We start from the raw sequence: 22,499 nt of genomic DNA on the forward strand, positions 1-22,499 counted from the left end.
CCGAAGAACCATCGCAAGGGAGAGGAACATGAACATCGCAAGAACCGGCGCGGCGGGGGCGATCGCCTCGGCCGTGATCGCCCTGGGCCTGGCGTCGCCCGCCATGGCGGCGGGGGTGACGGCCTGCCTGATCACCAAGACCGACTCGAACCCCTATTTCGTCAAGATGAAGCAGGGCGCCCAGGCCGAGGCCAAGAAGCTTGGCGTGCAACTGAAAAGCTACGCCGGCAAATATGACGGCGACAACCAGAGCCAGGTGAACGCGATCGAGGCCTGCATGGCCAGCGGCGCCAAGGGCATTCTGATCACCCCCTCCTCGACCAAGGCGATCGTTCCGACGATCGAGAAGGCGCGCAAGGCCGGGCTTCTGGTGATCGCGCTCGACACCGAGCTTGACCCCGCGAATGCCGCCGACATGACCTTCGCGACCGACAATTTCCATGCCGGGGTGCTGGATGGCGAATGGGCCAAGGCCAAGCTGGGCGCCAAGGCCAAGGATGCCAAGATCGCCTTCCTCGATCTTGCGGTGTCGCAACCGACGGTCGGCGTGGAACGCGATCAGGGCTTCATGAAAGGCTTCGGCATCGACATCAAGAACCCCAACAAATGGGGCGACGAGACCGACCCGCGCATCGTTGGACATGCGGTGACCGGCGGCGCGATCGAGGGCGGCCAGAAGGCGATGGAGACGCTGCTGGCGAAGAACCCGAACATCAACCTGGTCTATGCGATCAACGAACCCGCCGCGGAAGGCGCCTATCAGGCGCTGAAATCGGTCGGCAAGGCGAAGGGGGTGACGATCGTCGCGATCGACGGCTCTTGCCGCGGGGTGCGCGATGTCCAGAAAGGCATCATCGGCGCGACCGCCCAGCAATATCCGCTGATGATGGCCAAGCTTGGGGTCGAGGCGGTCTATAAATATGCCAAGACCGGAGCGAAGCCCAAGGCCACGCCGGGTCTCGATTTCTTCAACACCGGCACCAACCTGATCACCAAGGATCCGCAGAAGGGCGTGCCCTCTATCCCGGTCAAGAAGGGGCTCGAGCTTTGCTGGGGCTGACCGCCACGGCCTGACGACGCAACGGCGGGGCGGCCCGGCTGCCGCCCCGTCCTGGACCGGCCCGAGGGAGGCCATGGGAGGGAACATGGTGCAATCGCCCCATGAAGCGCAGCGGCTTGAGCGCGACGCGCAGCGCCTTGAACAACCGGTTGCGGCGTCCGCGGCCCAGGTCGCCGAATTCGATCAGGACCGGTCGCTGCGGCATCGCGTCCAACACCGGCTGCACATGACGCCCTCGCTGGTGCCGCTTTTCGTGGTCGTCGCCTCGATCGCGGGGTTCGGGCTGCTTGTGGGGCCGGGGTTCTTTTCCGCCTTCGCGCTGACGCTGATCCTCAAGCAGGTGGCGGTGACCGGGATCGTCGGGGCGGCCGAGGCGCTGGTGATCCTAACCGCGGGGATCGAACTGTCGGTCGGCGCGATCATGGTGATCTGCTCGGTGATCATGGGGCAGTTCGTCTTCGCCTATGGGCTGCCCGCCCCGGTCGCGGTGCTGGGGGGGCTGGGCATCGGGGCGCTGATCGGCTTCATCAACGGCACGCTGGTCGCGCGCGCCAAGCTGCCGCCCTTCATCGTGACACTGGGGATGTGGCAGATCGTGCTGGCGGCGAATTACCTCTATTCCGGCAACCAGACCATCGGGTCGGACCAGATCGACGCCCGCGCGCCATTGCTGAACTTCTTCGGCGGCCAGATCCAGATTGGCGGGGCGATCCTGACCTATGGCGCGCTGACCATGATCGCGCTGGTGCTGCTGCTGGCCTATGTGCTGCGCCACACGGCCTGGGGCCGCCATGTCTATGCCGTGGGCGACGATCCGGACGCGGCCGAACTGGCGGGGGTCAAGGTCGGGCGGGTGCTGGTGTCGGTCTATACGCTGGCGGGGCTGATCTGCGCGCTGGCCGGCTGGGTGCTGATCGGGCGGGTCGGCGCGATTTCCCCCAATTCGGGCCAGTTCGAGAACATCAACGCCATCACCGCGACGGTGATCGGGGGGATCTCGCTGTTCGGCGGGCGAGGCTCGATCCTGGGCATGATGTTCGGCGCGCTGATCGTGGGGGTCTTTACCCTGGGTCTCAACATGTACGGGACCGATCCGCAATGGACCTATCTGCTGATCGGGCTGCTCATCATCCTGGCCGTCGCGGTGGACCAGTGGATCAGGAAGGTATCTGCGTGATGGAACCCATTCTCAAGGGCCGCAATCTGGTGAAACGCTATGGCCGCGTGACCGCGCTGGACCAATGCGATTTCGACCTCTACCCCGGAGAGATCCTGGCCGTGATCGGCGACAACGGGGCGGGCAAATCGACCCTGATCAAGGCGCTGTCGGGCGCGGTCACGCCGGACGAGGGCGAGCTTTACCTGAACGGACAGAGGGTCAGCTTCGCCTCGCCCATCGACGCCCGCAGGCACGGGATCGAGACGGTCTATCAGACCTTGGCGATGTCGCCGGCGCTGTCGATCGCCGACAACATGTTCATGGGGCGCGAACTGCGCAAGCCGGGCTTCGCCGGCAAATGGCTGCGCCAGCTTGATCATGACCGCATGGCCAGGATCGCGCGCGAAAAGCTGACCGAACTGGGCCTGATGACGATCCAGAACATCAACCAGCCGGTCGAAACCCTGTCGGGCGGCCAGCGCCAGGGCGTCGCGGTTGCGCGCGCGGCGGCCTTCGGCTCGAAAGTGGTGATCATGGATGAACCCACCGCCGCGCTGGGGGTCAAGGAAAGCCGCAAGGTGCTGGAGCTGATCCTTGACGTAAAGGCGCGTGGCCTGCCGATCATCCTGATTTCCCACAACATGCCGCATGTGTTCGAGGTGGCCGACCGCATCCATGTGCACCGGCTGGGGCGGCGGTTGTGCGTGATCGACCCGAAGGATTACGACATGTCCGATGCGGTCGCCTTGATGACCGGGGCCAGGCAACCCGACAAGGCCGCCTGACCATGAAGGAGACGCGCAGCCATGCGGCCGCCGTGCTGTCGCTGATCGACCGCCTCCCCTGCGCCGCGCGGCGCATCATGATCGGCATCGCCGGGCCGCCCGGATCGGGCAAGTCCACGCTGGGCGAGGACGTCGTGGCGGAACTGAACCGCCGGGCCGGCCGGCCCGACCGGGCGCGCCTGGTGCCGATGGACGGGTTTCACCTGGACAACGGCGCACTCGACGCGCGCGGCCTGCGCGCGGTGAAGGGCGCGCCCGAGACTTTCGACGTCGACGGCTTCGCGGCGTTGCTGCACGATCTGCGGCGCGGCGGGGCAGACATCCGCTATCCGCATTTCGACCGCGCGCGCGATTGCGCCGTCCCGGCCGCCGGGCTGGTGCCCGCCGCGACCCCGGTCGTGGTGGTGGAAGGCAATTACCTGCTGCTGCGGTCCGGGGGCTGGGCGACGCTGAAGGATCTGTTCGATGCGACGGTAATGCTCGCCCCGCCGATCCCGACGCTGGAGCGTCGGCTGACAAGGCGTTGGCTGGATCACGGGTTGCCGCACGATCAGGCCGTCGCGCGGGCGCGCGGCAACGATCTGGCGAATGCGCGCCGCGTGATCGCGCAAAGCGCCCCGGCCGACCTGCTGCTGGGCGCGGCCGAGGCCCCCGCCGTTTGACCCCCGCCCGCCGCTTCGGGCGGGGCTGGGGCAGAACTTCCTGGTCCGGGCCGGCCGGTCGAGGCCCCCGCTACAGCGGCAATTCCGCCAGGTGCCGCGCTAGATCCGACAGCCATTCCGCCCCGCCTTCGCCGATCACGTTATCGCCTTCATGCGCCAGCGGGCGCGGGGCGTGTTGCCCGGCCAGGAACCGTCGGAAAGGCAGCTCCGGCTCCTCGCGCCGCGCCGCTCGTCCGGCGGCTTCAATGCTGGCTTCGTGGATGGCGCCGGCGCGCACCACCTCGGCGGCCTCGGCGCGCGGCCGCGCGGTGAAGGCCTCGGGCTCGGTATCGGCCAGGAAGATCCGCGCCCGGGCGGCAAACCCGCGGGCCTTCAGGCCCGGTCCAGATCGTCGCCGCGGGTCACGCCGCCGATCAACTGGTAGGATAGCAGATCGGGGATCGTGGCCGGATCGCGCAGCAACGGCTGGCAGCGCCCTGCCAGATCGCGCAGGACATCGGCCTCTGGGCGGTGGGCGGCCAGCGCCTGCGTCAGCGTCAGCCGCCGCAGGTGCAGCACGGCCCCGGGCGGGGCCTGGGCCACGATCGGCAGATCGTCGGGCAGGACCGTGCCGATCCGGGGATAGCCGCCCATGGTCTGGCATTCGGACATCAGCACATAGGGCACGCCGTCGCCCGTCAGCTGCACCTCGCCGGGCGCGATCAGATCGGATGCCAGCCCCTTCGCCTGAACGGTGGTGAAGCGTTCGCCGGCCTCCAATTGCACGCCCTGGCGGTTGCCGCGCGGGCCGCGGCGGAAGGCGGTGGCGTAGAAGGCCTCGATCACCCGCCGATCGAACAGGGCGGTCTGCGGCCCGTCGAACAGGCGCAGCGTGCCGCCGCCGAAGCGCGCCGCGGCGGTCAGGGCACGCGCCGGGCGCCCGGGATCGGGATCCGGGCCCAGGGGCAGCTCGGCCCCGGCGGCAAGCACCACGCCGATGCCGATGGTCAGATGCGCGGCGCGGCTGCCCAGCCAGGGTTCGGTGGCGATGCCGCCGGCGGGCGTGAGATAGCCATAGACCCCTTGCTGCGCGCCGCCGATGCGCAGGATCTGCCCGGGCAACAGCGCATGGCTGGCATTCCAGCGCAGCGGCGCCCCGTCCAGGCTGGCCGCCATCGGCGCCCCGGTCAGGGCGATGCGCAGGGGTCCGGTGACGGCAAAGGTGCCGCCCGCGCCCGCCATCTCGATCGCGGCCAGGGGCGCGCGGGCGCCCAGCAGGGCCGCGGCCTCCAGCAGCGCCAGCCGGTCCATCGCGCCGCCGCGCGACAGGCCCTGCGCCAGATGCCCCGGGCGGCCCATGTCCTGCACCGTCAGGATGCCGTCGGCGCGCTTGATCTGCAGCGCGCTCATCGCAAGACCTCAAGCCGTGCGCCGCCCATGCGGTCGCCCGCGTCCGACAGGCGCGCGATCTCGTCCGCCGTGGCGCGGGCGAAACGGATCGCGTCGCCGCCCTGCAGCGGCATCGGATCGGCCCGGTCGGGGACGAAGGTGCGCAGGGCGGCGCGCCCGACCAGCTGCCAGCCGGTGGCCGAATCCGCCCCGAACAGCACGATCTGGCGCACCGCCACCACCACCGATCCGGCGGGCACCGAGGGCGTGATCTCGGGCAGGCGCGGCAGATCCCAGCGCGGCGGAAGAAGGCCGATATAGGGCTGTCCCGGCGCGAAGCCGATGGTCAGGACACGCAGGTCGCTGGCGCAGATCTCGGCCACCGCCGCGTCTTCGCCGATCCCCAGCGCCCGCGCGACCTGGCCCAACTGCGGGCCCTGATCGCCGCCGAAGGCCACCGGGACGGTCCAGCGCCGCGCCGGATCGGGCATGTCAAGCGGGCCTTGCACGGTCGCGCCCGCGATCCGTTCCAGCGTCGATCGCAGCGCGGCGCGGTCGGTGCGCTCGAGGTCGAAGCGCACCAGCACCGAGACCAGCGCCGGGGCGATCTCGGCCTGCCCGCCGGCCAGTTCCTTGGGCGGCGCGGCCTCCAACGCGGCCGCAAAGCGCCGCGCCGCCGCCATCGCCGCCGGATCGGGGGTACGCGAAAACCGCACCAGCAGCCCGTCCAGACCGCTGGGCAGAACCTCGGCCTCAATAGGCGGCGCGGTGGTCATCCGGGCCGCGCCTCCAGCGCGGCGGCGATCGCCAGAAGCGCCGCATCGGCGCCCTTTACCCCGGCCAGCATGGTCATCGCATAGCCCGGCTCCAGCCCCGGCGTGGGCATCGCCAGCGCACAGCCGTCGACCAGGTTCACCAGCGAGGTGTTGCGCAGCATCTGCATGTTCATGCGGTCGAAATCGGCCTCGACCTCGGCGATGCTGGGCGGCAGGCGCATCAGCGTCGGCGCCAGCAGCGCATCCATCCCCGCCATCGCCGCGTCAAAGCGCGCGATGATCTCGGCGCGCCGCGCATAGGCCTGGGCGATCTCGTCGCGCGACAGCGTCTCGGCGAAGCGGATGCGCGACAGCACGCGCGGATCGCCGACCTGGGCCAGACGCTCCAGATCGTCGGCATAGATCTTGTGCGCCTCGACCGAGACGATGATGCGGTTGAGGCCGATCGCCGCGCCGATCTCGGACATGTCGACGGCGACCAGTTCATGCCCCAGCGCCGCGATCCGGGCCTTTTCGGCCTCGAACAGCGCGGCCACCGCGTCGGACAGCGCGTCGGTGAAGGCGCCCTGGGGGATCGCGAGGCGCAGCTTTTGCGGCACCTCGGCATCCAGCGACTGCCCCGCCATCGCCTCGACCAGCGCCTTCAGCAGCGCCAGATCGCGCGCCATCGGGCCGGCCACGTCGAAGCTGGGGGCCAGCGGATGCACGCCGCTGTCGTCGATCAGCCCCTGGCTGGGCTTGAAGCCCCAGATCCCGTTCGCCGCGGCCGGGATGCGCAGCGACCCCCCGGTGTCGGACCCGATCCCCGCATCGGTCAGCCCGCGCCCCACGCAGACCGCCGCGCCCGAACTGGACCCGCCGGGGATCCCGCCGGCCACCAAGGCGCCCGAGGGCGTGCCGTGATGCGGGTTCAGCCCGACGCCCGAATAGGCGAATTCCGACATCGAGCTGCGCCCGAACATCAGCGCCCCCGCCGCCTTCAGCCGCGCGACGGCCGTGCTGTCGCGCCCCGCCGGCGCCCGTTCCGCCAGCAGCCGCGATCCCGCGCCCGTCACCTGCCCGGACTCGTCATAAAGATCCTTGACCGAGACCAGCGTGCCAAGCAGCGGCAGATCCTCTCCGTCCGCATGGCGCGCCTGCAGCGCCTCGGCCTCGGCGCGGATTCGCTCGGGCGAGAATTCGGTGAAGATCGCGCGGCGCTCGGCCTCGGACAGGGACGCGACACGCGCAAGCGCCGTGTCCAGCTTGGTTTGCAGATCGGCGCTCATGCGACCTCCGGCAGGGTGAGACATTGGTATTCATGGCGGATCCTACGATCCGTTATCGGGTCATGCATCTCCATACGGAACTTTGCCGCCGGACGCACCCCACCCTGTGCCGCGAAAGTGCCACACAGCATCGCCGCCGCCCCGTCGCGCGCCAGAGCACCGATTTCGCTGCCCGCGATCAATTCCTCCAGCGGCCGGATCTCGGCGATCGAGCCCGACTGGTAGGGCACCCAGGCGCCCGCGTCCTCGACCCAGCTGCGCAGCACGATCGCGTCCAGATGGTCGGCGACCTCCTCCCACGGCCACAGCTCGGGCGCGCAGGGCTTGGCGCAGACCTGTTTCGACAGCGCCACGGAATGGGTTTCCAGCGCGCGATCGGTGTGGTCCGAAGCCAGCCCCAGATAGCGCGCCCGACCCGCCTGGATCAGCAGTGGCTCGACCTCTCCCGAGGACGCGCCGCCGACCGTCTGGATCCGTGGCGCGGTGGTCAAGAGCGGCGCCGAGACCCGGTAATACAGCGGCGTGGCCGAGGGCGCGGGCACGCCGATCGCGGCCAGTTCCCGGATGTGATGGGCGATCGCGCCAGCGTCGCGCCCGGTCCAGCCGGCGACGATGAGGTGGTTCACCTCCAGCGCCAGCGGCAGGCCGCCGGCTTGAAATTCGATAGGCATGGATTTCCTTTCAGAGTTTCGAGGGCAGCCACAGCGCCAGCCCGGGCAGCGCGATCAGCAACCCGATCATGCCCAGCATGACGAAGACATAGGGGATCACGCCCAGGATCACGTCCGACATCGACCCCTTGGCGCGGGTGCTTTGCACGACGAAAAGGTTCAACCCCACCGGCGGCGTGATCAGCGCCATCTCGATCAGCACGATCAGCAGCACCCCGAACCAGACCTTGTCATAGCCCAGGTTCGAGACGATCGGCACGATGATCGGAATGGTCGCCACCATCAGCGACAGCGTCTCGATGAAGAAGCCCAGCACCAGATAAAGCAGCACGATCAGCAGCAGCGTCCCCAGGGGTGGCAGCCCGGTGTTTTCCAGCAGGTCGGTCAATTGCTGGCCCAGCCCCGCCGAGGTCATGGCGAAGTTCAGGAAATAGGCGCCGGTGATCACCAGCATGATCATCGCCGAGATCCGGACCGTGCCGTGCAGGGCCTCGGCGATGGTGCGCAGGCCCAGGCCGTGGCCCAACGTCGCGGCGATCAGCGCCGCGATCACCACGCCCACGGCGGCGGATTCGGTCGGCGTGGCCCATCCGGCATAGATCGAGCCGATCACCACGGTGAACAGGATCACGATCGGCACCAGCTGGATCAGGCCGCGCAGCCTTTCGCCCCAGCCGAAGCTGCGCGACGGGCCGCCCAGCGCCGGCCGCGCCCGGCAGATCAACGCGGTGACCACGACGAAGGCCAGCGCCATCAGCAGGCCGGGGATCAGGCCGGCGGAAAACAGCTGCGGGATCGAGGTTTCGGTCAGGAAGCCGTAGACGATCAGGTTGATCGACGGCGGGATCAGGATGCCCAGCGTGCCGCCCGCGGCGATGGCGCCGGCGAACAGGCGCGGATCGTACCCCAGCCGGTCGGCCTGAGGCATGGCGACGGTGGCCACGGTGGCGGCGGTCGCGACCGACGACCCCGAAGTGGCGGAAAACATCGTGGCGGTGGCGATATTGGCATGGATCAGCCCGCCCGGCAGCCAGCTGAGCCACTTGTCGAGCGCCGAATAGGTACGCTCGGCCACGCCGCCGCGCACCAGGATCTCTCCCAGCAGCACGAAGAACGGAATGGCGATCAGCGTGGCCGAAGACGACGACGACCAGACCACCTGCCCCAGCGCGCGCAAAAGCGGGAAGGCGGAATAGAATTCGCTGACCCCGATCCCGAGGATGAACAGCACGATCCCCACCGGGATCGACAAGGCCATCAGCGCAAGAAGCGATACCGCGACAGTCCAGATCATTGTTCCAGCTCCGATCCGATGCCGATCGCGCGGGCCAGCGCCGCGCGGCGCCCCGTGGCCAGATAGGCGATTCCCAGAAGGCTCAGCGCCGTGGCGCTGAAGGCGAACCAGACCCAGCCCGCGAACCAGATGCTCTGCGGGATCCACAGCGGGGTGGAAAGCGCGGTATTGGCCTGGGAATCATGGGTGATGGTCGCGCGCAGAACGGGCCAACAGTTGACGGCGATCACCAGGATCACCGCGTTGGTCACGATCATCGCGAACAGATCCATCGCCGCCTGGCCCGCCTCGGTGCATTTCTGGCGGATCAGGTCAATGCGCACATGCGCGCGCTCCAGCAAGGTGCAGGCCAGCCCCCAACTGGCCAGCGCCGCCATGACATAGCCCGAAATCTCGTCCGTGCCGCCGACGGATCCCCACCCGATCTTGCGCCCGACGACGTCGATCAGGATGTAGATCACCATCACCACCAGCACGGCGCCAAGGATCAGGCCGACGGCCCGGTTGGCGCGCCTCAGCGCGCCATCCAGTCTTTCGATCGCGCGCATCGCGCCCCCTCAACCGGCAGAGCGGACGGTCACGCCCACCGCCTTGCCGACGCTGTCGTTCCAGCGCTTCACCCATTCGGGGCCGGCGCGCTTGGCCCATTCGGGCAGCACCTTGGTTTCCAGCACCTCGCGCGCGGTGGCCATGTCCTGCGCGGAGGCCTTGACCAGCACCATATGCGCGGGCTTGCCCGTGGTGCAGGCGCCATTGCCCGTCAGGCAGGCCACGTCATTGGTCATGCCGCCCTTGGCCGCGTCCCAGGCCTTGTCTTCCAGCCCTGTGCGGACCGCGTGCTTCAGCTCTTTCTGCTTGGCCGGCGACAAGGCATCGAACTTGGTCTTGTTCATCGCGATCACCACCGGATCCCAGCCGCCCAGCGGCAGGGTCAGCAGATGGTCGGTGACCTCGTACCAGCCCGCCGAATAGCCCGACCCGGCCCCCGTCACGGCGCAGTCGATCACGCCGCGCTGCAACGCGCCCGGCACCTCCGAGAACGAGATGTTCACCGCATCCGCGCCCAGCGCATCAAGCAGCTTGGTCGTCATCCGGCCCGAGCCGCGCACCTTCTTGCCCTTCAGATCGGCCAGCGAATTGACATCGCCCTTGCAAAACACGACCTGCGGCGGATAGGGCGCGATGCCCAGAAGCTCTGCGTTGAAGCTTTTGTTCATGATGTCCGCCACCATCGGGCGCGCCGCGTTGACCATCGCCCGGGCCTCGGGCACCGTGGTCGCCACCAGCGGCACGTCCAGCCCTTCCAGCGCCGGCGCGTCGCCCACCACATAATCCGAAACCGTCTGGCCGACATCGAACACGCCCTGCCCCAGCAAGCGCAGCACGTCGCCGCCCTTGATGCCCATCTGGTCAAAGCTGGTCAGCTGGGCGGTGAAATCGCCATTGGTCATCTTCGGCAGCTCCTTCGTCCAGAAGGGCGTGGTGAATTGCTTGTACAGCGGCAGGCTGCTCCAGCTGCCGACCACCGACAGCTTTTCGCCCGCCAGCGCCGGCGCGGCAACCAGCGCGGCAACGACTGCGGTCATCATCAGTTTCTTCATTGGTTCTTCTCCTGTTGGGTCTTGTGATTTCGCGGGTCTTGGCCGTTCGCGGGTCCTATCCGTTCGTTGGTCTCGGGGCTTGATCAGCCCCCCCTACCCCCGTCAGCCGCCGTTCCGCATGAGGGGCGGGGATATCGGTCACCAGCATGTAGCCCGGGGCATGGGTGATCGCGAAGGCGGGCTTCGCTGCCATGATCGCGGCCTGCGGGGTCACGCCGCAGGCCCAGAACACCGAGATGTCGCCCGGGCGCATATCGGGCGGATCGCCGAAATCGGGCGCGCCGAGATCGGTGATGCCGATCTCGGCGGGGTCGCCCAGATGCACCGGCGCGCCATGTGCCAGCGGAAAGCGATGGCAGATCGTCACCGCCTCGATCGCGTCGGCCGCCGGCATCGGGCGCATGCTGACCACCAGCGGCCCCGAGAACCTGCCCGCCGGACGGGTCGCAAGGTTCGTGCGATACATCGGCGCGTTGCGTCCAGCCGATTGATGGCGAACGGGAATGCCCGCGCGCGTCAAAGCGTCCTCGAAGCTGAAGGAGCATCCCAGCGCGAAAGACACCAGATCGTCGCGCCATAGATCCGCGATATCGGTGGGTTCCGCAACCAGGTTCCCATCGCGCCAGATCCGGTAGCGCGGCAGGTCGTGACGCAGGTCGATATCGCCAAGCGTCGGCAAGGCGGGATCGCCGGGTTCGCCCACCGCCAGAAGCGGACAGGGACGCGGGTTGGCCTGGCAAAAGCGCAGAAATTCCTGCGCGTCCGCGCGGCCGAGAATCACGAGATTGGCCTGAAGCGCGTCGCCGCCATAGCCGGCCGTCGGCTTCTCGAACTGCCCGGCCCGGATGCGCGCGCGCAACGCGGCCGGGGAGGTGATGACCTTGCTTGGTTCGTTCATGAAAGTCCTCCGCTTCATCAAATGATTTCGCGGAATGACCGATTAGATCAACAGTTCAATTTCCCCCAATACTGATCTCAATTGAAGATCATACAGAACTGATCTCTAGCGCCGCCCGAGAGATTTCTCTGCCGATTTCCTCGTTCCTTTCAGGATCGTAGCAGATCCCGAATTCCAGATCTGGAAGCCGGGCCTTGGGGCGCACGTTGATTTCGTGCAGCATGGAATGCGGCCAGGCTTCGACGATCGAATGCGGAATCGTCCCGATTCCGAACCCCTGCCGCACGAGATGAAGCATGGTGGCGATCGAGGCTGATCCGTGCACCGTTGCCGGCTGACGGCGCCCGGGCGTGAGCAATTCCAGGACCTGGCGATGCGGGCTGGTGGTTTTCGGAAACGAGACGATCGGCAGCGCCGCGAGGTCGTCGATATCGGCCGGGTCGGGCAGCGTGAAATGCGCCGGCGACACGAACCAGCCCATCGTCACCGGCGGAACCGGCGTCAGCGCAATGCCGCGCGGCGCCTGATCGCGCAGCATGATCACCACGTCCAGCGTATCGTCCTTCAGCGCCTGCCCCATCTGGTCCGAGGTGTCGACGGAGATCTCGAAACGCAGCATCGGGTGACGCTGGCCCAGATCAGTCAGCAGCCGCGGCAGGATCGTGTGGGTCATGGTCTCGGCCACGCCCAGACGCACGACGCCGGCCATCACGCCCTGGGTCAGTTCGCCCAGGATCCGGTCGCGCTGCGCGATCAGCACCTCGGCCTCGTCGCATAACCTGCGTCCGGTCGCGCTCAGGCGCACGCCGCGCCCGTCGCGTTCGAATATCGTGATCCCCATCCGGTCCTCGAGATGGCGGATGCGCCGCGAGATCGCCGATTGCGCCAGCCCCGTCGCGTCCGAAGCCGCGCGGAAGCCGCCGTAGCGCACCACGGACCGGATGATTTCAATATCGCGAAAACCGAACATTGCGCGATGCTAGACGGCCACGGATGCGTTCTGTCAAGAAATTGCCGGGCAAGACCGGCGCGGCACCCCCGCCTTCCCCAAGGTGATGCCGCGATCGGCCTGGGCGGGATGTCTGCACACAGACGGCGCCGACCCTTTGGCGGCACATGGCCGCCGCCCCCATGCGCGCGCCAACGCAGGCGGGTCGGCTTTGGCCCGGTCGTCCGGCCGATCGCGGCGGTTCAGCTGTTGGGATCGTCGATCAGCGACTCGGGCTTTGCGAAGGCAAGCAGATCGGCCTTGTCGGTGATCGTCACATGGTTGCCGTTCACGCGTACCCCATAGGGCCGCAACTGGCGGATCGCCCGGCTCAGGTTCTCAGGCGTCATGCCAAGGTAGGAGGCAAGCCTGCGCTTTTCGATGTCGAGGCCGAATTCATTGCGGCCTCCGGCGCATTCCTGCCGGTGCACCAGATAATTGGCCAGCCGCTCAAGCGAGGTGCGCAGCTTCAGGTTCTTCGTGTTCTTGACGACCTGGCGATAGGCGCGCGCCAGTTCGGACACTACCGCCACCGCGAATGTCGGATCGAGATCGAAGATTGCGCGCATGTCCCGCGACGGCACCAGCACGATGCGCGACTTCTCCAGCGTGCGCGCCGACATAAGGTAGGGCGCATCCCGGATGGTCGCCGCAAGAATGAAGGTCGAAACCGGCGCCAACGTCGCCATCGTCGTCTCTCGTCCGTTCCACGAGGCAAAGAGTTCCACCGAACCCGAGGTCACGACATGCAGAAAATCAGCGGGCTCGCCCTCATGGATGAGTTCGATCTGAGGCGGAAAGGTCTGAACGTAGGCTCCAAGCATCAATTCGGCGAAATGCGCGTCATCCAGGCCTGAAAACAGCTCTAGATGACGGACTTCGGCCGATTCATCGTCAGACAGGCGTATTGTCACGCAGCGCCCCCCAAGATCGCCACCTTACAATAATTGATAAATGTCAAGCAGTCAATTGACTCCAGCGCGACAGATGTTTGATCCAGACGACGAGTCGCCATGACCGATCTGCAGTGGCCAATTATTTCGTATGCCGCGCCCCGGACAGTTGACCCAGATCAACCCCTTCCCACCCCGTGACGCGGTTCTTGTCTGTCCAGGCGGTTCGGACTCTGGCCGGATCTGATTTCGGAGGGACACCATGCATTCACTCGATGGCATCACCCGCCCCGACCAATACCGGGCGCTCGGGCTCAGTACATTCGCTTTCACCGTCTGTTTCGCGGTCTGGACGATTTTTTCGATCATCGGCGTCCGCATCAAGCAGGAACTCGGCCTGAACGACACCGAATTCGGCCTGCTGGTCGCCACGCCGGTCCTGACCGGTTCGATCAGCCGGATCTTCCTTGGCGTCTGGACCGAACAATTCGGTGGCCGGATCATGTTTCCGCTGCAGATGCTGATCACCTCGGTCGCGGTGTGGCTGCTGGCCACGGTCCACACCTACGAGATCTACCTGATCGCGGCGCTTGGCCTCGGGCTGGCGGGCGGCTCGTTCATCGTCGGCATCGCCTATACCTCGCGCTGGTTCGAGAAAGAGCGCCAGGGCACGGCGCTGGGGATCTTCGGGGCCGGTAACGTCGGCGCCGCGGTGACGAACTTCGCCGCGCCGTTCCTGGTGGTCGCCCTGGGCTGGCGAGAGACGGCGCAGGTCTATTCGGTGGTGCTGGCCGTGACCGCGGTGCTGTTCTTCGTGCTCGCGAAAACCGATCCGGTGCAGCAGGAACGCAAGAAGACCGGCGCCAAGCCCGTTTCGGCCGGCGACCAGCTTGAGCCGCTGAAGAAGATGCAGGTCTGGCGCTTCGCGATCTACTACTTCTTCGTCTTCGGCGGCTTCGTCGCGCTGGCCAGCTTCCTGCCGCGCTACTACGTCGGCGCCTATGGCCTGCCACTGACCACTGCGGGCGTCTTTGCGGGCCTCTATTCGCTGCCGGCCTCGGTCTTTCGCGCGCTCGGCGGCTGGATGTCGGACAAATGGGGCGCCCGCGCCATCATGTATCTGACCTTCCTGGTCTCGCTCGTGCTGCTGTTCATCATGAGCTATCCCGAGACCAGCTATACCGTCACCGGCATCCACGGCCCGATCACGTTCAGCTTCGGACTGGATGCCACGATGTTCATGGTGATGACGGTGATCCTGGGCTTCGCGATGAGCCTCGGCAAGGCGGCGGTCTACAAGCACATCCCTGTCTACTACCCCCACCATGTCGGTGCCGTCGGCGGGCTGGTGGGGATGATCGGGGGCCTTGGCGGCTTCTTCCTGCCGATCGGCTTCGGTCTCTTGCTGGACCGCACCGGAGTGTGGACCGCGCCGTTCATGCTGCTGTTCGTGCTGGTGCTGGTCTCGACGATCTGGATGCACGTCGCCATCCGCAAGATGGAGCGGGCCCGCCACCCGGCGCTCGCGGAGGAGAAATTCCTTTCCGACGTGCCCGACGCGCCGCTGCGGGAATCGCGGCCCTGAACCCGAACCTCCGGGCCGCCCGACCGGCGGTCCCGTACAAATATCTTAAGGAACCAAGCTCATGGCGAATACATCCGCAACCCCTGGACAGCGCGGTCACCTTCTGACCGACTGGCACCCCGAGGAACAGGAGTTCTGGCATACCCGGGGCCACGCAATCGCCACCCGCAATCTGTGGATCTCGATCCCCGCGCTGCTACTGGCCTTCTGTGTCTGGATGGTGTGGTCAGTCGTGGTGGCGAAGATGCCGGCGATCGGCTTCGACTATACGGTGGGCCAGCGCTTCTGGCTGGCCGCATTGCCCGGTCTTTCGGGCGCCACGCTGCGCATCTTCTACAGCTTCATGATCCCGATCTTCGGCGGCCGGCTGTGGACGACGCTGTCGACCGCCTCGCTGCTGCTACCGGCGATCGGCATCGGCATCGCGGTGCAGAACCCCCACACCAGCTATACCACCTTCCTGATCCTGGCGCTGCTGTGCGGCTTCGGCGGCGGCAATTTCGCCTCTTCCATGGCCAACATCGCCTTCTTCTACCCGAAGAAGACCAAGGGCAACGCGCTGGCGCTGAACGCGGGGCTGGGCAACCTGGGGGTGTCGGTGATGCAGTTCGTGGTGCCGCTGGTCATCACCATGGGCGTGTTCGGCAGCCTCGGCGGCGCGCCCCAGGCGCTGAAGGACGGCAGCCAGCTGTGGATCCAGAACGCAGGCTACATCTGGGTGCCGTTCATCGTGGTCGCGACCCTGGCCGCCTGGTTCGGGATGAACGACATCTCTGACGCCAAGGCCAGCCTCGGCGACCAGACGATCATCCTGAAGCGCCGCCACAACTGGATCATGGCCTTCCTCTACACCGGCACCTTCGGCAGCTTCATCGGCTATTCGGCGGGCTTCCCGCTGTTGATGAAAACCCAGTTCCCCGGCGTCGACGTCCTGGCCTATGCCTTCCTGGGACCGCTGGTGGGCGCGCTGAGCCGCGCCGCCACCGGCTGGGTGTCCGATCGCTTCGGCGGCGGCCGCGTGACCTTCTGGACATTCCTGGGCATGATCCTGGCGGTTCTGGGGGTGCTTTACTTCCTGCCGCTGGGCGGGTCGGCCGGCAATTTCTGGGGCTTCTTCGCCTGCTTCATGGCGCTGTTCTTCCTGACCGGGGTCGGCAACGCGTCGACCTTCCAGATGATCCCCACGATCCTGCGCCAGGAAGTGCCGCGCCTGATGCCCGACCTCGACGAAGCCGCGACCCTGAAGCAGGCCGAACGCGAAAGCGCCGCCATCATCGCCTTCACCTCGGCGATCGCCGCCTATGGCGCCTTCTTCATCCCCAAGGCCTACGGCACCTCAATCGCGCTGACCGGCGGCCCCGCCGCCGCATTGTGGAGCTTCGCGGTGTTCTACGCGCTGTGCGCGGTGGTCACCTGGGTCTTCTACAGCCGCAAGAACGCGCCGGTTCCCTGCTGACCCGGCCCCAGGCGCGCCACGCCCCACTCATCGTGGCGCGCACCCCTTTCCCCCGAGGAGACAAGAGATGAGCCACTTGCTCGACAGATTGAATTTTCTCCAGTCCAAGGAACTGGAACGCTTCTCGAACGGTCACGGACAGGTGACCCGCGAGGATCGCAAATGGGAGGACACCTACAGAAGCCGCTGGCGCCACGACAAGATCGTGCGCTCGACCCATGGGGTGAATTGCACCGGATCGTGCAGCTGGAAGATCTACGTCAAATCCGGCATCATCACCTGGGAAACCCAGCAAACCGATTATCCCCGCACGCGGCCCGGCCTGCCCAATCACGAACCGCGCGGCTGCCAGCGCGGCGCGTCCTACAGCTGGTATCTCTATTCCGCCGCGCGGCTGAAGCATCCGATGGTGCGCGGCGCGCTGATGCGGATCTGGCGCGAGAAGCGCAAGACCATGGCGCCGGTCGACGCCTGGGCCGCGATCCAGGCCGATCCGATCCTGCGCGCCGACTATACGCGCAACCGCGGCAAGGGCGGCTTCGTCCGCGCAAGCTGGGACGAGGCGACCGAAATCACCGCCGCCGCCAACGCCTATACGGCGAAGAAATACGGCCCCGACCGGGTCTTCGGCTTCTCGCCGATCCCGGCGATGTCGATGGTCAGCTATGCCTCCGGCGCGCGCTATCTGTCGCTTCTGGGCGGCACCTGCCTGTCGTTCTACGACTGGTATTGCGACTTGCCGCCCTCCAGCCCCCAGACCTGGGGAGAGCAGACCGACGTGCCGGAATCGGCCGATTGGTACAACGCGGGCTTCTTGCTGATCTGGGGCTCGAACGTGCCGCAGACGCGCACGCCCGACGCGCATTTCTACACCGAGGCGCGCTATCGCGGCACCAAGTCCGCGGTCATCAGCCCCGATTATTCCGAGGCCACGAAATTCGGCGATATCTGGCTGAACCCCAAGCAGGGCACCGACAGCGCGCTGGCGATGGCCATGGGCCATGTGATCTTGCGCGAATACCACCTGGACCGGCAGGCCGAATATTTCGAGGACTACGCGCGCAAATATACCGACCTGCCGATGCTGGTGCGGCTGGAGGAAAAGGACGGCCGCCACATCCCCGGCAAGATGCTGCGCGCCTCGGACCTGGCGAAAGGCCTGGGCGAGACCAACAACCCCGAATGGAAGACGGTGGCCTATGACGACGCAAGCGGCGCGCTGGTCGCGCCCAATGGCTCGGTCGGGTTCCGTTGGGGTGAAGAGGGCAAGTGGAACCTCGAGGAACGCGCCGGCAAGGCCGAGGCGCGCCTGCGGCTGAGCCAGATCCTCGAAGAGGACCGCGACAGCGTGGTCGGCGTCGATTTTCCGTATTTCGGCGGCGCGGCCAGCGCGAATTTCGTCAAATGCCAGCACCCCGAGGTCCTGACCCGCAACATCCCGGTCAAGCGGATCACGCTGGCCGACGGCTCCGAGGCGCTGGTGGCCACGGTCTTCGACCTTCTGTGCGCCAATTACGGGCTTGATCGCGGCCTGGGCGGCGATTGGGTCAGCCGCGACTTCAGCGAGGACCTGCCCTACACGCCGAAATGGGCCGAGAAGATCACCGGCGTCGCGGCCGACAAGATCATCGCCGTGGCGCGCGAATTCGCGACCAACGCCGAAAGGACCCAAGGCAAATCCATGGTCATCCTCGGCGCCGGGCTGAACCACTGGTACCACATGGACATGAATTACCGCGGCATCATCAACATGTTGGTGATGTGCGGCTGCATCGGCCAATCCGGCGGCGGCTGGTCGCATTATGTGGGCCAGGAAAAGCTGCGCCCGCAGACCGGCTGGCTGCCCTTGGCCTTCGCGCTGGACTGGAGCCGCCCGCCACGGCAGATGAACGGCACATCGGCCTTCTACGCCCATACCGACCAGTGGCGCTACGAGACCCTGGGCGTGCACGAGATCCTGTCGCCCACCGCGCCCAAGGGCGATTGGGATATCAGCCTGATCGACTACAACATCCGCGCCGAACGCATGGGCTGGCTGCCCTCGGCGCCACAGCTGAAGACCAACCCGCTGGAGGTGGCCAAGGCCGCCAAGGCCGCCGGGATGGAGGCCAGGGATTACGTCGCCCAGAAGCTGAAATCCGGCGATCTGCAGATGTCCTGCGAGGACCCGGACGCGCCCGAGAACTGGATGCGCAACCTCTATGTCTGGCGCTCGAACCTGCTGGGGTCCTCCGGCAAGGGCCATGAATACTTCATCAAGCACCTGCTGGGCACCGATAACGGTGTGATGGGCAAGGATCTGGGCGAGGAAGGCCGCTCGAAGCCGAAAGAGGCCGTGTGGCACGACGACGGCCCAGAGGGCAAGCTTGACCTGCTGGTCTGCATTGATTTCCGGATGTCCACCACGGCGGTCTATTCCGATGTCGTGCTGCCAACGGCCAGCTGGTACGAGAAGAACGATCTCAACACCTCCGACATGCACCCGTTCATCCACCCGCTGCAGGCGGCGGTGGACCCGGCCTACGAATCCAAGTCCGACTGGGAGATCTTCAAGGCCATCGCCAAGAAGTTTCAGGCGGTATCGAAGGGCGTGCTGGGCATCGAAACCGATATCGTCCAGGTGCCGATCCTGCACGACACGGCGGGAGAGTTGGCCCAGCCCGACGTGCGGGACTGGAAGAAGGGCGAATGCGACCTGATCCCGGGCAAGACCGCGCCGAGCTATGTCACGGTCGAGCGCGACTATACCGCGATCTACGACCGTTACGTCGCCGTGGGGCCGTTGCTGGACAAGCTTGGCAACGGCGGCAAGGGGATCGGCTGGGATACCAAGGTAGAGGTCGAGGAGCTGCGCAAACTGAACGGCGTCTGGCACGACGGCCCGGCCAAGGGCTGCGCCAGGATCGACACCGATATCGATGCCACCGAAGTGATCCTGATGCTGGCGCCGGAAACCAACGGCGAAGTCGCGGTGAAGGCCTGGCACGCGCTCGAAAAGCCCACCGGGCGCGACCACGCGCATCTGGCCGAGGGCCAGGAGCATGTGAAGATCCGCTTTCGCGACGTGGCCGCCCAGCCGCGCAAGATCATCTCGTCGCCGACCTGGTCGGGGATCGAAAGCGAGGAGGTCTGCTATAACGCCGGCTACACCAACGTCCACGAACTGATCCCCTGGCGCACGCTGTCGGGCCGCCAGCAGCTGTATCAGGATCACCTGTGGATGCGGGCCTTCGGCGAGGGCTTCGTGTCCTACCGCCCACCGGTGGATCTGAAGGCCGTGACGCAGGAGGTCATGGCCGGCGATACCAAGCATGTCGTGCTGAACTTCATCACCCCGCACCAGAAATGGGGCATCCATTCGACCTATTCCGACAACCTGCTGATGCTGACGCTCAACCGCGGCGGGCCGGTGGTGTGGATATCGGAGGTGGACGCGAAGAAGGCGGGCATCGCCGATAACGACTGGATCGAGGCCTATAATGCCAACGGCGCCCTGACCGCGCGCGCGGTGGTCAGCCAGCGCATGAAGGAAGGCACGGCCTTCATGTATCACGCCCAGGAAAAGATCGTGAACGCGCCCGGTTCACAGAAGACGGGCCAGCGCGGCGGCATCCACAATTCGGTGACCCGCACCACGCTGAAGCCCACCCATATGATCGGCGGCTATGCCCAGCTTTCCTATGGGTTCAACTATTACGGAACCGTCGGCTCCAACCGCGATGAATTCGTCATCATCCGCAAAATGGACAAGGTCGATTGGCTCGACCGGCCGGCAACACAGGAGGCTGCCCAATGAGAGTGCGCGCGCAAATCGGCATGGTGCTGAATCTCGACAAATGCATCGGCTGTCACACCTGCTCGGTCACCTGCAAGAACGTCTGGACCAGCCGCGACGGCGTCGAATACGCCTGGTTCAACAATGTCGAGACCAAACCCGGCACCGGCTATCCGACCGATTGGGAAAACCAGGCGCGCTGGAACGGCGGCTGGCGGCGGACGCCTTCGGGCAAATTGATCCCGAAGCAGGGGGCCAAATGGCGGATCGCGGCGAACATCTTCGCCAATCCGAACCTGCCCGAGATCGACGATTACTATGAGCCCTTCACCTTCGACTACGCGCATCTCGCGAACGCGCCGCAGATGAACGCCTTCCCCACCGCGCGGCCGCGTTCGGTGATCACCGGCGAACGGATCGAGAAGATCGAGAAGGGCCCGAACTGGGAAGAGATCCTGGGCGGCGAATTCTCGAAACGGTCGAAGGACTACAACTTCGAAGGCATCCAGAAGCAGATCTACGGCGAATACGAAAACACCTTCATGATGTATCTGCCGCGGCTGTGCGAGCATTGCCTCAACCCGGCCTGCGCGGCGTCCTGCCCTTCGGGCGCGATCTACAAGCGCGAAGAGGACGGCATCGTCCTGATCGACCAGGAAAAATGCCGCGGCTGGCGGATGTGCGTCTCGGGCTGTCCCTACAAGAAGGTCTATTACAACTGGTCGACCGGAAAGTCCGAGAAATGCACCCTGTGCTATCCCCGCATCGAGTCCGGCAATCCCACGGTCTGTTCGGAAACCTGCGTCGGGCGCATCCGCTATCTGGGGGTGATGCTTTACGATGCCGACAAGATCGAGGAAGCGGCCAACGTGCCCAGCGAAAAGCAGTTGTATGACGCGCAGCTTGACGTGTTCCTGGACCCCAACGATCCGGTGGTGATCGAGATGGCCCGCGCCGATGGCGTGCCCGAGGAATGGCTGGAGGCCGCCCGCCACAGCCCGATCTGGAAGATGGCGATGGAATGGAAGGTGGCCTTCCCGCTGCATCCGGAATACCGCACGCTGCCGATGGTGTGGTACATCCCGCCGCTCAGCCCGATCCAGAACGCGGCCGAGGCCGGCGCGCTGGGCGTGGACGGCGCGATGCCGGATGTGCGCAACCTGCGCATCCCGCTGCGCTACCTGGCCAATCTGCTGACCGCGGGCGACGAGGAACCCATCGCCCATGCGCTGGAACGGATGCTGGCGATGCGCGCCTACATGCGCGCCAAGACCGTCGATGGCGTCGTCGACGAAGGCATCGCAGCCCGCGTCGGCCTTTCGGGCCGGGTGATCGAGGACATGTTCAAGATCATGTCGCTGGCCGATTACGAGGACCGTTTCGTCATCCCCACCACCCACCGCGAGATGGTCGAAGACGCCTATGACATCCGCACCGGCGAAGGCTTCACCGATTGCAACAGCTGCTCGACCGGCATGTCCAAGGGCTCGCTCTTCGGCAGCCAGAAGCGGCCCCTGAAGATGCCGCAGGAGGCGAAATGATGGGCCCCGACGTGAATGACCGGACGTTGAAGGCCTTCTCGCTGCTGCTCAGCTATCCGACCGTCGGATTGCAGCAGGCCATGCCCGAGATCGGCGGCGTGCTGGCGGCCGAAAGCCGGCTGACGGCCGCCGCCCGCCGCACGCTGCGCCCGCTGGTCGAGGCTTTGGCGACGGGCGATATCTACGACCTCGAAGAGACCTTTGTCATGCTCTTCGACCGCTCGCGCAGCCTGTCGCTGAACCTTTTCGAGCATGTCCACGGCGAAAGCCGCGACCGCGGCGGCGCGATGGTGGATCTGCTCGAGACCTACCGCGCCGGGGGCTATGAGCCCGCGACAACGGAACTGCCCGATCACCTGCCGGTGCTGCTGGAGTTCCTGGCGACGCGCCCCCCAGAGGAGGCCCGTGCCATGCTGGCCGATGCGGCGCATATCCTGGCGGCGCTGGGCGAGCGGCTGAAGCGCCGCGAAAGCCCCTATGCGGCGGTCTTCGCGGCGCTTCTCCAGCTTTCCGGCGCCTCGGCCGATCAGGCGATCCTGGCAGAACTGCTGGCCCAGCCCGAACCGGATCCGACCGACCTGGAGGAACTCGACAAGATCTGGGAGGAGACCGAAGTCACCTTCGGCCCCGACCCGAACGCGGGCTGCCCGGCAAGCCGCGACCTGCTGGCCCGGATGGACCCGCCCCAAACCCCATCCGCCCCCCGCGCGGCGGAATGA

General features: G+C 66.4%; 20 protein-coding genes. 9 read left to right on the forward strand and 11 right to left on the reverse strand.

Going from position 1 to position 22,499, the window contains the following annotated elements; translation table 11 throughout:
* Positions 1 to 28: 28 nt before the first annotated feature.
* The 4 genes from BLV97_RS06810 to BLV97_RS06825 all read left to right on the forward strand — a co-directional run bounded on the left by BLV97_RS06810 (position 29) and on the right by BLV97_RS06825 (position 3,666).
* Positions 29 to 1,060 carry a substrate-binding domain-containing protein gene (locus BLV97_RS06810; protein ID WP_035843938.1) on the forward strand — a complete coding sequence of 344 codons (1,032 nt, stop codon included), beginning with the start codon at positions 29 to 31 and terminating at the stop codon, positions 1,058 to 1,060.
* A gap of 85 nt (positions 1,061 to 1,145) precedes the next feature.
* Positions 1,146 to 2,237: an ABC transporter permease gene (locus BLV97_RS06815; protein ID WP_051646137.1), complete on the forward strand. Its 1,092-nt coding sequence runs from the start codon at positions 1,146 to 1,148 to the stop codon at positions 2,235 to 2,237.
* Complete coding sequence (locus BLV97_RS06820; protein WP_035843936.1) at positions 2,237 to 3,004, forward strand: ATP-binding cassette domain-containing protein; 768 nt, start codon at positions 2,237 to 2,239, stop codon at positions 3,002 to 3,004. The genes BLV97_RS06815 and BLV97_RS06820 overlap by 1 nt, the downstream gene beginning before the upstream one ends.
* A gap of 2 nt (positions 3,005 to 3,006) precedes the next feature.
* Positions 3,007 to 3,666, forward strand: coding sequence for a nucleoside/nucleotide kinase family protein (locus BLV97_RS06825; protein ID WP_035843934.1), 660 nt, complete (start codon positions 3,007 to 3,009; stop codon positions 3,664 to 3,666).
* 70 nt (positions 3,667 to 3,736) lie between these two features.
* Here BLV97_RS06825 and BLV97_RS06830 read toward each other — a convergent pair whose 3' ends face one another.
* From BLV97_RS06830 to BLV97_RS06880, 11 genes are all read right to left on the reverse strand, one after another.
* A complete protein-coding gene (locus BLV97_RS06830) occupies positions 3,737 to 3,946 on the reverse strand; it encodes a hypothetical protein (protein WP_035843932.1) in 210 nt (69 codons plus the stop codon).
* Between the two features lie 92 nt (positions 3,947 to 4,038).
* Positions 4,039 to 5,055 carry a 5-oxoprolinase subunit C family protein gene (locus tag BLV97_RS06835; RefSeq protein WP_035843931.1) on the reverse strand — a complete coding sequence of 339 codons (1,017 nt, stop codon included), beginning with the start codon at positions 5,053 to 5,055 and terminating at the stop codon, positions 4,039 to 4,041.
* Positions 5,052 to 5,810 carry a 5-oxoprolinase subunit B family protein gene (locus BLV97_RS06840; protein ID WP_035843929.1) on the reverse strand — a complete coding sequence of 253 codons (759 nt, stop codon included), beginning with the start codon at positions 5,808 to 5,810 and terminating at the stop codon, positions 5,052 to 5,054. The genes BLV97_RS06835 and BLV97_RS06840 overlap by 4 nt, the downstream gene beginning before the upstream one ends.
* Complete coding sequence (locus BLV97_RS06845; protein WP_051646136.1) at positions 5,807 to 7,078, reverse strand: amidase; 1,272 nt, start codon at positions 7,076 to 7,078, stop codon at positions 5,807 to 5,809. The genes BLV97_RS06840 and BLV97_RS06845 overlap by 4 nt, the downstream gene beginning before the upstream one ends.
* Positions 7,075 to 7,749 carry a DUF2848 domain-containing protein gene (locus BLV97_RS06850; protein ID WP_035843925.1) on the reverse strand — a complete coding sequence of 225 codons (675 nt, stop codon included), beginning with the start codon at positions 7,747 to 7,749 and terminating at the stop codon, positions 7,075 to 7,077. The genes BLV97_RS06845 and BLV97_RS06850 overlap by 4 nt, the downstream gene beginning before the upstream one ends.
* A gap of 10 nt (positions 7,750 to 7,759) precedes the next feature.
* A complete protein-coding gene (locus BLV97_RS06855; protein WP_035843923.1) occupies positions 7,760 to 9,043 on the reverse strand; it encodes a TRAP transporter large permease in 1,284 nt (427 codons plus the stop codon).
* The gene (locus BLV97_RS06860) at positions 9,040 to 9,591 is read right to left on the reverse strand and encodes a TRAP transporter small permease subunit (RefSeq protein WP_035843921.1); all 552 of its coding nucleotides are present in this window, start codon (positions 9,589 to 9,591) and stop codon (positions 9,040 to 9,042) included. Before BLV97_RS06860 ends, BLV97_RS06855 begins: the two co-directional genes overlap by 4 nt.
* A 9-nt stretch (positions 9,592 to 9,600) precedes the next feature.
* A complete protein-coding gene (locus BLV97_RS06865) occupies positions 9,601 to 10,644 on the reverse strand; it encodes a TRAP transporter substrate-binding protein (RefSeq protein ID WP_035843919.1) in 1,044 nt (347 codons plus the stop codon).
* Positions 10,645 to 10,699: 55 nt separating this feature from the next.
* Positions 10,700 to 11,542 carry a putative hydro-lyase gene (locus BLV97_RS06870; RefSeq protein WP_051646135.1) on the reverse strand — a complete coding sequence of 281 codons (843 nt, stop codon included), beginning with the start codon at positions 11,540 to 11,542 and terminating at the stop codon, positions 10,700 to 10,702.
* Between the two features lie 88 nt (positions 11,543 to 11,630).
* Positions 11,631 to 12,512, reverse strand: a complete 882-nt coding sequence (locus BLV97_RS06875) for a LysR family transcriptional regulator (protein WP_035843917.1) — start codon at positions 12,510 to 12,512, stop codon at positions 11,631 to 11,633.
* A 221-nt stretch (positions 12,513 to 12,733) separates the two neighbouring features.
* On the reverse strand, positions 12,734 to 13,444 hold the full coding sequence (locus BLV97_RS06880) for a cyclic nucleotide-binding domain-containing protein (protein ID WP_244520979.1): 711 nt from the start codon (positions 13,442 to 13,444) through the stop codon (positions 12,734 to 12,736).
* Between the two features lie 241 nt (positions 13,445 to 13,685).
* Here BLV97_RS06880 and BLV97_RS06885 point away from each other — a divergent pair, with 241 nt between their 5' ends.
* From BLV97_RS06885 to narJ, 5 genes are all read left to right on the forward strand, one after another.
* The gene (locus BLV97_RS06885) at positions 13,686 to 15,008 is read left to right on the forward strand and encodes an MFS transporter (protein WP_035843915.1); all 1,323 of its coding nucleotides are present in this window, start codon (positions 13,686 to 13,688) and stop codon (positions 15,006 to 15,008) included.
* 61 nt (positions 15,009 to 15,069) lie between these two features.
* On the forward strand, positions 15,070 to 16,464 hold the full coding sequence (locus BLV97_RS06890) for a NarK family nitrate/nitrite MFS transporter (protein WP_035843913.1): 1,395 nt from the start codon (positions 15,070 to 15,072) through the stop codon (positions 16,462 to 16,464).
* A gap of 67 nt (positions 16,465 to 16,531) precedes the next feature.
* The gene (locus BLV97_RS06895; RefSeq protein WP_035843911.1) at positions 16,532 to 20,260 is read left to right on the forward strand and encodes a nitrate reductase subunit alpha; all 3,729 of its coding nucleotides are present in this window, start codon (positions 16,532 to 16,534) and stop codon (positions 20,258 to 20,260) included.
* Complete coding sequence (narH, locus tag BLV97_RS06900) at positions 20,257 to 21,780, forward strand: nitrate reductase subunit beta (protein WP_035843909.1); 1,524 nt, start codon at positions 20,257 to 20,259, stop codon at positions 21,778 to 21,780. The genes BLV97_RS06895 and narH overlap by 4 nt, the downstream gene beginning before the upstream one ends.
* The gene (gene narJ, locus BLV97_RS06905; protein ID WP_244520980.1) at positions 21,777 to 22,499 is read left to right on the forward strand and encodes a nitrate reductase molybdenum cofactor assembly chaperone; all 723 of its coding nucleotides are present in this window, start codon (positions 21,777 to 21,779) and stop codon (positions 22,497 to 22,499) included. The genes narH and narJ overlap by 4 nt, the downstream gene beginning before the upstream one ends.

This window comes from Allgaiera indica (assembly GCF_900106675.1).
Lineage (GTDB): Bacteria > Pseudomonadota > Alphaproteobacteria > Rhodobacterales > Rhodobacteraceae > Acidimangrovimonas > Acidimangrovimonas indica.